This window comes from Mesorhizobium sp. M6A.T.Ce.TU.002.03.1.1 (genome assembly GCF_003997275.1).
Lineage (GTDB): Bacteria > Pseudomonadota > Alphaproteobacteria > Rhizobiales > Rhizobiaceae > Mesorhizobium > Mesorhizobium mediterraneum.
The window spans coordinates 1-11221 of record NZ_RZTI01000167.1 but is presented as its reverse complement, the minus strand read 5'-3'; the positions used below and the strand labels follow the sequence as shown (position 1 = coordinate 11221).

General features: G+C 63.7%; 11 protein-coding genes and 1 pseudogene. 7 read left to right on the top strand and 5 right to left on the bottom strand.

The window, feature by feature from the left end:
- Positions 1-413: 413 nt before the first annotated feature.
- Genes ffh through rpsP form a run of 3 tightly spaced genes read left to right on the top strand, consistent with a single transcriptional unit; the run spans position 414 to position 2802 of the window.
- Positions 414-2024, top strand: coding sequence for a signal recognition particle protein (ffh, locus tag EOC93_RS30090; RefSeq protein WP_127206434.1), 1611 nt, complete (start codon positions 414-416; stop codon positions 2022-2024).
- 7 nt (positions 2025-2031) lie between these two features.
- Entirely contained in the window at positions 2032-2358 is a 327-nt protein-coding gene (locus tag EOC93_RS30085; RefSeq protein WP_095484844.1) for a chorismate mutase, read from the top strand.
- A 51-nt stretch (positions 2359-2409) separates the two neighbouring features.
- On the top strand, positions 2410-2802 hold the full coding sequence (gene rpsP / locus EOC93_RS30080; RefSeq protein WP_127206433.1) for a 30S ribosomal protein S16: 393 nt from the start codon (positions 2410-2412) through the stop codon (positions 2800-2802).
- A 78-nt stretch (positions 2803-2880) separates the two neighbouring features.
- Here rpsP and EOC93_RS30075 read toward each other — a convergent pair whose 3' ends face one another.
- The 3 genes and pseudogenes from EOC93_RS30075 to EOC93_RS30065 all read right to left on the bottom strand — a co-directional run bounded on the left by EOC93_RS30075 (position 2881) and on the right by EOC93_RS30065 (position 4750).
- Entirely contained in the window at positions 2881-3144 is a 264-nt protein-coding gene (locus EOC93_RS30075) for a glycine zipper domain-containing protein (RefSeq protein ID WP_095484846.1), read from the bottom strand.
- A gap of 156 nt (positions 3145-3300) precedes the next feature.
- Positions 3301-3709 (bottom strand): annotated as a pseudogene (locus tag EOC93_RS30070) (DoxX family protein).
- Positions 3710-3844: 135 nt separating this feature from the next.
- Positions 3845-4750 carry a bestrophin family ion channel gene (locus EOC93_RS30065; RefSeq protein ID WP_127206432.1) on the bottom strand — a complete coding sequence of 302 codons (906 nt, stop codon included), beginning with the start codon at positions 4748-4750 and terminating at the stop codon, positions 3845-3847.
- A gap of 157 nt (positions 4751-4907) precedes the next feature.
- Here EOC93_RS30065 and EOC93_RS30060 point away from each other — a divergent pair, with 157 nt between their 5' ends.
- Positions 4908-5333 (top strand): ACT domain-containing protein, encoded by a 426-nt coding sequence (locus EOC93_RS30060; RefSeq protein ID WP_127206431.1) that lies wholly within the window; start codon positions 4908-4910, stop codon positions 5331-5333.
- 117 nt (positions 5334-5450) lie between these two features.
- On the opposite strand, the gene EOC93_RS30055 is transcribed toward EOC93_RS30060, so the two are convergent.
- Positions 5451-6485, bottom strand: coding sequence for an aspartate-semialdehyde dehydrogenase (locus EOC93_RS30055; protein ID WP_095484850.1), 1035 nt, complete (start codon positions 6483-6485; stop codon positions 5451-5453).
- A 625-nt stretch (positions 6486-7110) separates the two neighbouring features.
- Here EOC93_RS30055 and EOC93_RS30050 point away from each other — a divergent pair.
- The 3 genes from EOC93_RS30050 (at position 7111) to EOC93_RS30035 (ending at position 10784) form a co-directional block, all read left to right on the top strand.
- Positions 7111-8952, top strand: coding sequence for a DEAD/DEAH box helicase (locus tag EOC93_RS30050; RefSeq protein ID WP_127206430.1), 1842 nt, complete (start codon positions 7111-7113; stop codon positions 8950-8952).
- A gap of 420 nt (positions 8953-9372) precedes the next feature.
- A complete protein-coding gene (locus EOC93_RS30040) occupies positions 9373-10062 on the top strand; it encodes a DUF805 domain-containing protein (protein WP_127206429.1) in 690 nt (229 codons plus the stop codon).
- A 74-nt stretch (positions 10063-10136) separates the two neighbouring features.
- Positions 10137-10784, top strand: coding sequence for a DUF805 domain-containing protein (locus tag EOC93_RS30035; RefSeq protein WP_127206428.1), 648 nt, complete (start codon positions 10137-10139; stop codon positions 10782-10784).
- On the opposite strand, the gene EOC93_RS30030 is transcribed toward EOC93_RS30035, so the two are convergent.
- Positions 10774-11205, bottom strand: a complete 432-nt coding sequence (locus EOC93_RS30030; protein ID WP_245461583.1) for a GNAT family N-acetyltransferase — start codon at positions 11203-11205, stop codon at positions 10774-10776. The genes EOC93_RS30035 and EOC93_RS30030 overlap by 11 nt on opposite strands.
- Positions 11206-11221 lie beyond the last annotated feature (16 nt).

Genomic DNA, 11221 nt, shown 5'->3' with positions numbered 1-11221 from the left:
GGCTGCCTAAACCGACAAAGGCCCCGCAAGGGCCGCCGAAAACCGCTCTGCCGGCCTTCAAAAAGGCCCTCACTGACCACCGAACTCCACTTCGCTCCCCGTGCAAAGCCCTCACAAGGGGAGAAGGGAAGGGCCTGACCTGGCCATATCACGTCCGTACCTTGACTCCGCGCCCGATTTCCTGTCTACACGCCGCGAATTCCGCGACGAGTATCCCTCCGAGCAAGCCGACCGGGACGCCGAAACCTCGTTGAGGTGACGTGCTGTAAATCGATCCTGGAGGCCAACATCCGGCAGCGCTGTGCGCCCCCGGGTGCTTTTTGGCTTTGGACTTTTGCTCGGACTGTTTGGACACTGGGCGCGAACGCATTACCTCTCGGGCATCATCCGGGTGCCAGGGAAAAGGAAAAAGAATGTTTGAATCGCTACAGGAGCGTCTTGGCTCGATCCTGAACGGCCTCACCGGCCGCGGTGCCCTGTCCGAGGCCGATGTCTCGGCGGCGCTGCGCGAGGTGCGCCGTGCGCTGCTCGAGGCAGACGTGGCGCTGGAAGTGGTGCGTTCCTTCACCGACAAGGTGCGCGAGAAGGCCGTCGGCGCTGCTGTGGTGAAGTCGATCAAGCCGGGCCAGATGGTCGTCAAGATCGTCCATGACGAGCTGGTCGAGATGCTGGGCGCCGAGGGCGTCGCCATCGACCTCAACGCACCGGCTCCGGTCGTCATCATGATGGTTGGCCTGCAGGGCTCCGGCAAGACGACGACATCGGCCAAGATCGCCAAGCGCCTCAACGAGCGTCAGAACAAGAAGGTCCTGATGGCCTCGCTCGACACGCGGCGTCCCGCCGCGCAGGAGCAGCTCCGTCAGCTCGGCGAGCAGGTCAAGGTCGCCACGCTGCCGATCGTCGAGGGCCAGACGCCGGTCGACATCGCCCGCCGCGCCGTGCAGGCGGCAAAGCTCGGCGGCCATGACATCGTGATCCTCGACACCGCCGGCCGCACCCATATCGATGAGCCGCTGATGGTCGAGATGGCCGACATCAAGAAGGTGTCGTCGCCGCACGAGATCCTGTTGGTCGCCGATTCGCTGACCGGCCAGGACGCCGTCAATCTGGCGAAAAGCTTCGATGAGCGCGTCGGCATCACCGGCCTGGTGCTGACCCGCATGGATGGTGATGGCCGTGGTGGTGCGGCACTTTCCATGCGCGCCGTCACCGGCAAGCCGATCAAGCTGATCGGCACCGGCGAGAAAATGGACGGGTTGGAGGAATTCCATCCCAAGCGCATCGCCGACCGCATCCTCGGCATGGGCGACATCATCAGCCTCGTCGAAAAGGCTGCCGAAAACATCGACGCCGAACAGGCGGCGGCGATGGCCAAGAAGATGCAGTCGGGCAAGTTCGACCTGAACGACCTTGCCGGCCAGCTTCAGCAGATGTCGAAGATGGGCGGCATGGGCGGCATCATGGGCATGATGCCGGGCATGGGCAAGATGAAGGACCAGATGACCGCCGCCGGTCTCGACGACAAGATGTTCGGCCGCCAGCTCGCCATCATCTCGTCGATGACCAAGGCCGAGCGCGCCAACCCCGACATTCTGAAGCACTCGCGCAAGAAGCGCATCGCCGCCGGCTCCGGCACCGATGCGGCCGAAATCAACAAGCTCCTGAAGATGCACCGCGGCATGGCCGACATGATGAAGGCGATGGGCGGCAAGGGCAAAGGCGGTGGCCTGATGCGCGGCATGATGGGCGGCCTTGCGCAGAAGATGGGCCTCGGCGGCATGATGCCAGGGGGTATGGGCGGCCCGGGCGGCATGATGGGCGGCGGCATGCCGGACCTGTCCAAGATGGACCCCAAGCAGCTCGAAGCCTTGCAGAAGCAGGCGCAGGCAGCCGGTCTCGGCGGCATGAAGGGTCTTCCCGGCGGCCTTCCCAGTGGTGGTGGCGGCCTGCCCGGGCTGCCCGGCGGCATGAAGCTTCCTGGTTTGGGCGGTGGCGGGCTGCCCGGACTCGGCAAGAAGAAGTGAGGGCGCCATGAACGAAGAAAAGGACATGGCCGACGCACGTGCGGCGCTGGTCGACTACCGCGCCTCGATCGACAACATCGACGCGGCGCTCATCCACATGCTGGCCGAGCGTTTCCGCTGCACCAAGGCGGTCGGCGTGCTGAAGGCGTCGCACGGCCTGCCGCCGGCCGATCCGGCGCGGGAGCAGCAGCAGATCGCCCGCCTTCGCCAACTGGCGAAGGACGCCCATCTCGACCCGGATTTCGCGGAGAAGTTCCTGAACTTCGTCGTCCGCGAAGTGATCCGGCATCACGAGCAGATCGCCGCATCAAACGGCGTTACGAAAACCGGCTGACAACAATCATAAACCCCGATCAACGAAAATAAGAGTTTTAGGAGAAAAGAAATGCCACTGAAAATCCGACTGGCCCGTGCGGGCTCGAAGAAGCGTCCCTATTACCACGTCGTCGTCGCCGACGCCCGTTCGCCGCGCGACGGCCGTTTCATCGAGTCGCTCGGCTCGTGGAACCCGCTGCTCCCCAAGGACGGCGAGCGCGTCAAGGTCGACGCCGACCGCGTCAAGCATTGGCTTGAGCACGGCGCCCAGCCGACTGACCGCGTGCTGCGCTTCCTCGACGAGGCCGGCATTGCCAAGCGAGAGGCCCGCTCCAACCCGAAGAAGGCCGAGCCCGGCAAGAAGGCGCAGGAACGCGCCGCACTTCTGAAGAAGGCGCAGGAAGACGCAGCCGCCGCTGCGGCAGCCGCGCCGGCCGAGGCGGAAGCCGCGACCGCCGAATAATTCTTTCTATCCCCTAGGAAACGGCGGGCGCTTTTGTCCGCCGTTTTGCTGTTTCGTCCGACTTATGACGTGGCCCGATCAATAGCCTTCCGGGCAGCGGGCGATGTAGACACGCCCATTGCGACCGCGATAGCGGCACTGGCCGCTTTCCGTGGCACGACCGATCAGTGCGCCGGCGACGGCGCCGACAGCACCACCGACCAGCGCACCTCCAACTGCGTCATCGGCCACTGCAGCACCGACCGCAGCGCCGCCCAGGCCACCGACCGCAGCGCCCTGTTCTGTCCGGGAGCAGGCTGCGAGCGAGGTTGCCAATACCATCAGGACTACCAGTTTCTTCATTGTCGTTCCTCCCAAAACGGGGGTTTTCCGTCCTCACCGCCACATCTCCTAACTCGCAACCGGGCGATTTGATCCAAAGGCAACGAAGAAGGGCAGCGGCTGAAAGCGCCCTCTCTGGTGGCGCGACCGCCATAGAACGGCTTTCGAGACCGCCGCTTAACGCGTGAAAGGGATCAGCGCGCGCACCCTGGGATCGCGCAGGAAAAGGCCGCCCCACAGGATGACGCCGAGATAGACGCCGAACAGTGTGTGCGAGAATAGCGGGCTGCCGATACGTATATGGGTCGCGATCGCGCCGCCGAGATAGGCGGTGAGCAGGATGGCGCCGAGCACCGCGGTGCGCGGCACCGCATAGAGCGCGGCCGAGACCAGCCCGATCACGCCGAGCATGCGCGAGACGTTGGGATCGGCCGGCCAGCCGAGCTCAACCATGGTCTGGGTGACGATATCGAGCGGCGGCAGCTTGATGACGCCGTCGAAGATCATGAACAGCACGATGAGGGCGCTGAGCCCGCGGCCGGTCCACAGCGCGCGGCGTGACGGATGCTGTTGGAGAAATGGTCATTGATGTTCCCTTCGGCTGTTTTGAGCACTGATCCTCTTAGCCAGGACCCGAACCAAGGACGCGGCGCGCGACGGCGATCCGACACGCCTACGATTTTTTGGATGCACGGTGCTGCGATGGGCGCGGGAACAAACCCTAGGAGAAATAGAACTTTTCGGCAGGGATCATTTTCGGTGGCGCCTCGCCGAGCGCCTCGAACACCGAAATTTCACAGACGCGGCACAGGCCGTCGAGGGCGAGATCGTTGGCCTCGGTGCCGAACGGATCCTCGAGCTCTTCCGAAAGCGCGTCGAGGCCGAAGAAGGTGTAGGCGATCAGCGCCGTGAACAGCGGCGTCGCCCAGCCGGCCGTCGAAGCGAGCCCAAACGGCAGCAGCAGGCAGAAGATATAGGCGGTGCGCTGCAGGAGCAGCGTGTAGGCAAACGGAAGCGGTGTTCCCATGATGCGCTCGCAGCCGGCCTGCGCTGCGGCGATTTCAGCCAGGCGCTCGTCGAGGATGCGATAGCCCATGACGTCGATCGCCCCGGACTTGTACAGCGCGGCGGCTCGCTCGCCCATCCGCCGCACCATGGCGTCGGGCGGGTTGGCCGCCCTGGCGGCGCTTTCGGCTTCGTCGCCGATGAACGCGCGTGCATCCGACGTGGCGTCCACCCGCCTGAGCAGGCCGCGCAGGAAGTGGCAGAAGGCGATCGCCTCCATCAAGAAGCCACGCAGTTCCGCCCGGTTTTCGATCAGCCCGGTGCTGGCACGTGCCAGATTGCGGATGTCGAAGACAAGCTGGCCCCACAGCTTGCGCGCCTCCCACCAGCGGTCATAGGCGGCATTGTTGCGGAAGCCGAGATAGATCGACAGCGCCACACCGAGCAAGGCGAACGGCGCAGGGCCGGCATTGCCGAAATCGAGCTTCAGCGCCCTGACCGCCAGCACCACCAGCGCGCCATAGACGCCGAAGCCGAAGATTTGCGGCAGGATGCGCGGCACCACCGAGCCGCGCATGATGAAGAACAGATGCAAGAATCCCGGCCGCGGGCGAACGATCATCGAAACCCCTTTCACGGACCGACAATGGTCCTGATCGGTTACATTGTGCGATGCAGTACACGAACAAGCCCGGCCGCCAGCGACATGGCGATGTCGTCTTGCCGGTTTGGGGCAAAGTAAATTATCGAAAATCCGCAAGACATTCGGGAGCAAATCGATGGCCGGCGAGACCGATCTGAAAAAACTGCTGGCGACGATGGCGCCGGAATTGCGACCCGGCATCCATGTCTTCGCCAAACTGCCGCCCGATGCGCCCATGCCAGACAGCCTCGAGCCGGTGATGCTGTTTCGCGAGCGCGAGGGCACGACGGTGATCGCGCTTGAAGCGAAAGCCAAGGCCGCTGGCCTGGAAACCGTCTTCCGCTGCCGGATGGTGACGCTGAACATCCATTCGTCGCTGGAGGCGGTAGGCTTCCTCGCCGCCATCACCACGCGTCTGGCCGCCGCCGAAATCGGCGTCAATCCGGTCTCGGCCTTCTATCATGACCATTTGTTCGTCCCGGTCGACCGGGCGGAGGAGGCGATAGATGTGCTGCGGAGGCTGGCGGAGGAGAATCGGGGGGTGACTACCTTTCCCCCGTGAGCTGGGAGAAGGGAGCTATCCGGCCGAAGACCGAGCCCGCGTCCGCGGGCCGCCGGCTGTCCGGCGCCCCCGCGGAGGGCCCGCCGCGGCAGCGGCGATACGGCCCGTGAGCGAAAACTAAGCCGCCTTCTTCTTCGGCTGGATCAGTCCGCGCTCGATCAGCAATTCGGCGATCTGCACCGCGTTGAGTGCGGCGCCCTTGCGCAGATTGTCGGAGACGATCCACATCGACAGGCCATTGTCGATGGTCGAATCTTCGCGAATGCGCGAGATGAAGGTGGCATCCTCGCCGGCCGAATCCAGCGGCGTGATGTAGCCGCCGTCCTCGCGCTTGTCGAGAACCTGACAGCCCGGCGCCTCGCGCAGAATCTCACGTGCCTCATCGGCGGTGATCGGCTTTTCGAACTCGATGTTGACCGCTTCCGAATGGCCGATGAACACCGGCACGCGCACGCAGGTCGCCGTCAGCTTGATCTTGGGGTCGAGCATCTTCTTGGTCTCGGCCACCATCTTCCACTCTTCCTTGGTGAAGCCGTCGTCGAGGAAAACGTCGATATGCGGGATGACGTTGAAGGCGATGCGCTTGGTGAACTTCTTGACGTCGACCTGATCGGCGACGAACACGGCCCGGGTCTGCGTGAACAGCTCGTCCATGCCTTCCTTGCCGGCGCCGGAGACCGATTGATAGGTGGCGACGACGACACGCTTGATGGTGGCGAAGTCGTGCAGCGGCTTCAGCGCCACGACCAACTGCGCCGTCGAGCAATTCGGATTGGCGATGATGTTCTTGCGCGTGAACAGCGAAATCGCGTCCGGGTTCACTTCCGGCACGATCAGCGGCACGTCCTGGTCATAGCGGAAGGCCGACGAATTATCGATGACGACGCAGCCCTGCTTGCCGATCTTCGGCGACCATTCCTTCGAGACATTGCCGCCGGCCGACATGATGCAGATGTCGGTGTCGGAAAAATCATATTGGTCGAGCGTCCTGACCTTCAGCGTGCGGTCGCCGAACGACACTTCCGTGCCCTGGCTGCGCCGCGAGGCCAGCGCCACCACTTCGCTCACCGGAAAGCCGCGCTCTTCCAGTATGTTGAGCATTTCCCGGCCCACATTGCCCGTGGCGCCGACGATTGCAACTTTGAAACTCATCGAAATCTCCTGTCCTCTCCGCTCGGTTTTTGGAGAAAACCCGCCGGCCGATGCGGGTTTCAACCCCCGGGCCGGACCCGGGAGAGGGTGGTTAGGCCAAGGGAACTCAGACCGTTTTAGCGGTCGTTTTAGCCGTAGTTTTGCTGGAACGAGGAGACGCGCCGACGCGCCCGGCCCAATGGTTTGCATTGCGGCCGGGGAGGTCGAATGCAAGAAGCGCCATCAAAAGGCCGCGCATCGAAACTATCCCGTTCGGTGCCGGCTTTTACGCGGTTTGCGTAAAGAGTCAATCGCGACGAGCGAGGCGGCAACGCAATCGCGAGGTTGAATAGCCCGCCCCTTTTTGGGCGTTTGCGCTGCCCCTCACCCTTACCCTCTCCCCGTGAAAAACGGGGAGAGGGGTCGCCGGCGTTGCGGCTAAGCCTCTTCTCCCCGTTCTTCACGGGGAGAAGATGCCGGCAGGCAGATGAGGGGCAGCGCCGACATTGACAATTGATCGCGGTTTTTTGCGCACCCTGTACAATGATGGTCGCGCGAAGTACGAACGGCCAAGATTGTTTGGCTGGCGCTGCCGGCCCCGGCATGCGCTCCGATGAGCACAGACCTTGAATTCCGAAAGAAGCATATGTCCAATTTCGAAGCTATTGTCCCCGCGCTGGCAAAGGCGCTGGAAAACCGCGGCTATGTCGAGCTGACGCCGGTGCAGAAGGCGGTTCTCGATCTCGGGCAGGCCGATGCGCTGGTTTCGGCGCAGACCGGCTCCGGCAAGACCGTCGCCTTCGGGCTGGCTCTGGCGCCGACCCTTCTGGATGGCGCCGAACGCTTTTCCCATGCCGCGGCACCGCTGGCGCTGGCTGTCGCGCCGACGCGGGAACTGGCCCTTCAGGTGACGCGCGAGCTGGAATGGCTCTACGAACTGACCGGCGCAGCGATAGCGTCCTGCGTCGGCGGCATGGACATGCGCACCGAGCGGCGCACGCTGGAACGCGGTGCCCACATCGTCGTCGGCACGCCTGGCCGACTGCGCGACCACATCACTCGGCATTCGCTCGACATGTCGGCGCTGAAGGCAGTGGTGCTCGACGAGGCCGACGAGATGCTCGATCTCGGCTTTCGCGAGGATCTCGAATTCATTCTCGACGCTGCCCCAGCCGAGCGCCGCACGCTGATGTTTTCGGCCACCGTGCCGCGCTCCATCGCCACGCTGGCCAAGGGCTACCAGCGCGATGCGGTCCGCATCTCGGCCTCCGGCGAGGAGAAGCAGCATCTCGACATCGAATACCGGGCGCTGAGCGTGGCCCAGGCCGACCGGGAAAACGCCATCATCAACGTGCTGCGCTATTACGAGGCGAAGAACGCACTGGTGTTCTGCAACACGCGCGCTGCCGTCAATCACCTGACCGCGCGCTTCAACAACCGCAACTTTTCCGTCGTGGCGCTTTCGGGCGAACTGAGCCAGAACGAGCGCAGCCACGCGCTGCAGGCGATGCGCGACGGCCGCGCAAAAGTCTGCATCGCCACCGACGTGGCGGCGCGCGGCATCGACCTGCCCAACCTCGAACTGGTGATCCACGCCGACCTGCCGACTAACCCGGAGACGCTGCTGCACCGAAGCGGACGGACGGGGCGGGCGGGACGCAAAGGCGTCAGCGCGCTGATCGTGCCCAACAGTGCCCGCAGGCGCACCGAACGCCTGCTGCAAAGTGCCGGCCTTGCGGCGACATGGGCAAGCCCGCCTTCAGCCGACGACGTCCTGCGCCGCGACGACGAGCGCATCCTCGCCGACCCGGTTTTCACCGAGCCCGTTTCGGACGACGAGCGCGGCTTCGTCAATGCGCTTCTCGACCAACGTGGCGCCGAACTGGTGGCGGCGGCCTTCGTGCGTCTCTGCCGCTCCAGCCGCTCGGCGCCCGAGGATCTTTTGGACGTCGCTCCGTTCACGCCGTCGGGTGACAAGTTTGCGCGCAGGGACGAGGCGCCAAGCCGCCGCGACGATTTCGGCGAGAGCGTCTGGTTCTCGCTGTCGGTGGGGCGCCGGCAGAATGCCGAGCCACGCTGGCTAATCCCGATGCTGTGCCGGACAGGCGGCATCAGCAAGCGTGAGATCGGCGCCATCAAGATGCAGCCGGAGGAAACCTTCGTGCAGATCGCGGCCGACTGGGCCGACCGGTTTCTCCAGGCGACCGGGCCCGACCGCAAGCTGCAGAACAACATCGCGGTGAAGCGGCTGGACGGCATGCCCGACCTGTCGCGCGCCGGCTATCAGGAACCACGGCCGGATAAGAAACCGCACCGTGGCAAGCGGACGTTCGACCAGAACGCGCCCAAATTCGAGAAGCGCGCGGCGCCGGCCGGACAGCGCGATGCCGCGCTCGAGGCAAAGCCCTGGGCGAAGAAGCCGGGCAAGCCGAAGTTCGAGACCAGCGGATCGCCGAAACACAAGAAAGCGAAGAAGCGGCCGGGTTAGGTCCTCGACACGGTGATTCCGTCAGGCCGATACGACGCGAACGTCGACAGTTCCTTTCTATAGCAGAGACCCTGGGATCTATGCGGTAACAGGAAGAAGACCGTAGCGTCGGCGATCCTTCGCGCCCCCCTCTGTCCTTCCGGACATCTCCCCCACAAGGGGGGAGATTAGATGTCACCTCGGCTTTCGCCAATCTCAAACGTTGAAAGAGGGCAGGACGGCGAGGCTGCCGATCTCCCCCCTTGTGGGGGAGATGTCCGGCAGGACAGAGGGGGGCGCTGTCCCGCCGACGCCTCCCGCAAAGTTCTCCACCACCGCATTGTCGTGACACAGGTCGATGCACTGCATTTCGCAGACACCCCTTGCGATCCGCCGCAACTCTAGACAGTCTGGGCGAGACGCGAATGGGGGTGGGCAAGCATGCGCGGCGAGGTTCTTCACTATGACGAGACCCAAGGCTTCGGTTTCATCACCGGAGCGGACGGCAACCGCTATAGCTTCGCGCGCGAGAATCTGCGCCGCGAGACGTCGGTGGCCAAGGGCGCGCTCGTTGAGTTCCAGCCGGGTGGCGGGCATGCGCGCGATGTCTTTTCGATTAACGCCCAGACGGCTGCGGCCGGTGCTCCTGCTGCTGCGGCCGCGCCCTCTCGGACCGGCAACGCGCCTGAAGCGCCTAAGCCGCAACATTTCGGCCGTTTCGCTGAAAATGGTCCCGCCACCGGCCTGTGGAGCTACTTCTGGCGAGGTCTGACTGAAAATTACTTCAATTTCGCCGGACGTGCCCGCCGCAAGGAATATTGGGGTTATTTCCTGTTCTGGACGATCGCGCTGACCGTGGTCGTCGGCATCGGCCTCTTCATCGACGACGCCATGGGCAACATTGACGACTTGCCGGCAGTGACGGTCGGCCTTTGCGGCGCGTTTGTGCTGGCGACAATCCCGCCATGGATCGGACTGAACGTGCGGCGCCTGCATGACATCGGCTTGACCGGCTGGCTTTTTCTGGCGGTTCTCATCCCGACGATCGGCTGGCTGATCATCCTGGTCTTCGCGCTGATCCCGACGCAGGCCCGTGAAAATCAGTGGGGCCCGGTGCCGGCGGGCGTCTAGCTTAAAACGTGTACCTTGTAACTGACTACAACTCTTGATAGTATCAAGGCGGCACAGTATTTGGGGGCAAGGCAATGCGCGGCGCGGTTTATCATTATGACCAGGATCAGGGTTTTGGATACATCAATGGGGCCGACGGCAAGCGTTACATCGTCGGGCATGAGGATCTGAGTCCCGGCGTGGCGTTGGTCAGAGGCGCGCCCGTCGAGTTTCAGCCGGACGATGGGACTGCGCGCGCCGTCATTGCAGGAAGGCCAAGCGCTGCCAAATCCCGCAACCTCATTCCCCGTGGCGTTGAACCTGCCCAATCCACCACCGGATTATGGACGTATTTCTGGCGCGCATTCAAAGTGAGACATGTCAGCTTCACCGGCCGTGCCCGCCGCAAGGAATTTTGGGGCTTTTTTCTGTTCACGCTGATCGTGTTCTTCGCGCTTTTTGCGTTCGGCGTTCTCATCGATGCAGCGATCACAGCTATCGTAGGCGACCTGGAATTTGGAGCTTTGGGTTATGCGCCAGCCTTCGTGTTCCTGCTTCTGACTGTCTTGCCGTGGTTTGCCCTTATGGTACGACGCCTGCACGACATCGGCCTGAGCGGCTGGTTCGTTTTGCTGTACTTCGTTCCCGGCTTCAACACGCTGGGTGTGTTGGCCCTTGGGCTTATCCCATCCAAGGTCGGCGAAAACCCTTGGGGGCCGGTGCCGGCGGGCGTCAGGATTTAATCGCGATCGCCTTCAGCGCCTCGCCGGACAGCCTGAGAAAGACTTTCTGGCCATGGCGGTCGGCACCAAGCCCGTCGTAGAAGCGTAGCGCACCTTCGTTCCAGTCCTCGGTGGTCAGGTCGATGCGGCCGATGCCTTCGCGCAGGCAATGGCCGGCGAGAAATGCCATCAGAGCCCGACCGACACCGGCATTGCGGACGTTTTCCCGCACGAACAGATCCTTGAGGAACAGCAGCCGTTCGAGATCGATGCCGGGATGTGCGATCGCAACCGACGCAAGCCCGCAAATCTCGCCCTCGGCGAAGGCGAGTGCGAAATGCGGATAGGCCGGGCTTTCCTGGTCAAGCCATTTCTGCGAGGCAGACAGAGCCCGGTCGGCATCGATCGGCGGCTGCCGGTAATGCACCGCCATCCTGCCCAGCCATGTTGCGAGTGGA

What these genes read in the sequence shown, in the direction of transcription:
- EOC93_RS30050 (WP_127206430.1), top strand. Translation starts at nt 7,111, where the DNA reads ATGTCCAATTTCGAAGCTATTGTCCCCGCGCTGGCAAAGGCGCTGGAA.
- EOC93_RS30040 (WP_127206429.1), top strand. Translation starts at nt 9,373, where the DNA reads ATGCGCGGCGAGGTTCTTCACTATGACGAGACCCAAGGCTTCGGTTTC.
- EOC93_RS30035 (WP_127206428.1), top strand. Translation starts at nt 10,137, where the DNA reads ATGCGCGGCGCGGTTTATCATTATGACCAGGATCAGGGTTTTGGATAC.
- EOC93_RS30060 (WP_127206431.1), top strand. Translation starts at nt 4,908, where the DNA reads ATGGCCGGCGAGACCGATCTGAAAAAACTGCTGGCGACGATGGCGCCG.
- ffh (WP_127206434.1), top strand. Translation starts at nt 414, where the DNA reads ATGTTTGAATCGCTACAGGAGCGTCTTGGCTCGATCCTGAACGGCCTC.
- EOC93_RS30065 (WP_127206432.1), bottom strand. Translation starts at nt 4,750, where the DNA reads ATGATCGTTCGCCCGCGGCCGGGATTCTTGCATCTGTTCTTCATCATG.
- EOC93_RS30075 (WP_095484846.1), bottom strand. Translation starts at nt 3,144, where the DNA reads ATGAAGAAACTGGTAGTCCTGATGGTATTGGCAACCTCGCTCGCAGCC.
- EOC93_RS30085 (WP_095484844.1), top strand. Translation starts at nt 2,032, where the DNA reads ATGAACGAAGAAAAGGACATGGCCGACGCACGTGCGGCGCTGGTCGAC.
- EOC93_RS30055 (WP_095484850.1), bottom strand. Translation starts at nt 6,485, where the DNA reads ATGAGTTTCAAAGTTGCAATCGTCGGCGCCACGGGCAATGTGGGCCGG.
- rpsP (WP_127206433.1), top strand. Translation starts at nt 2,410, where the DNA reads ATGCCACTGAAAATCCGACTGGCCCGTGCGGGCTCGAAGAAGCGTCCC.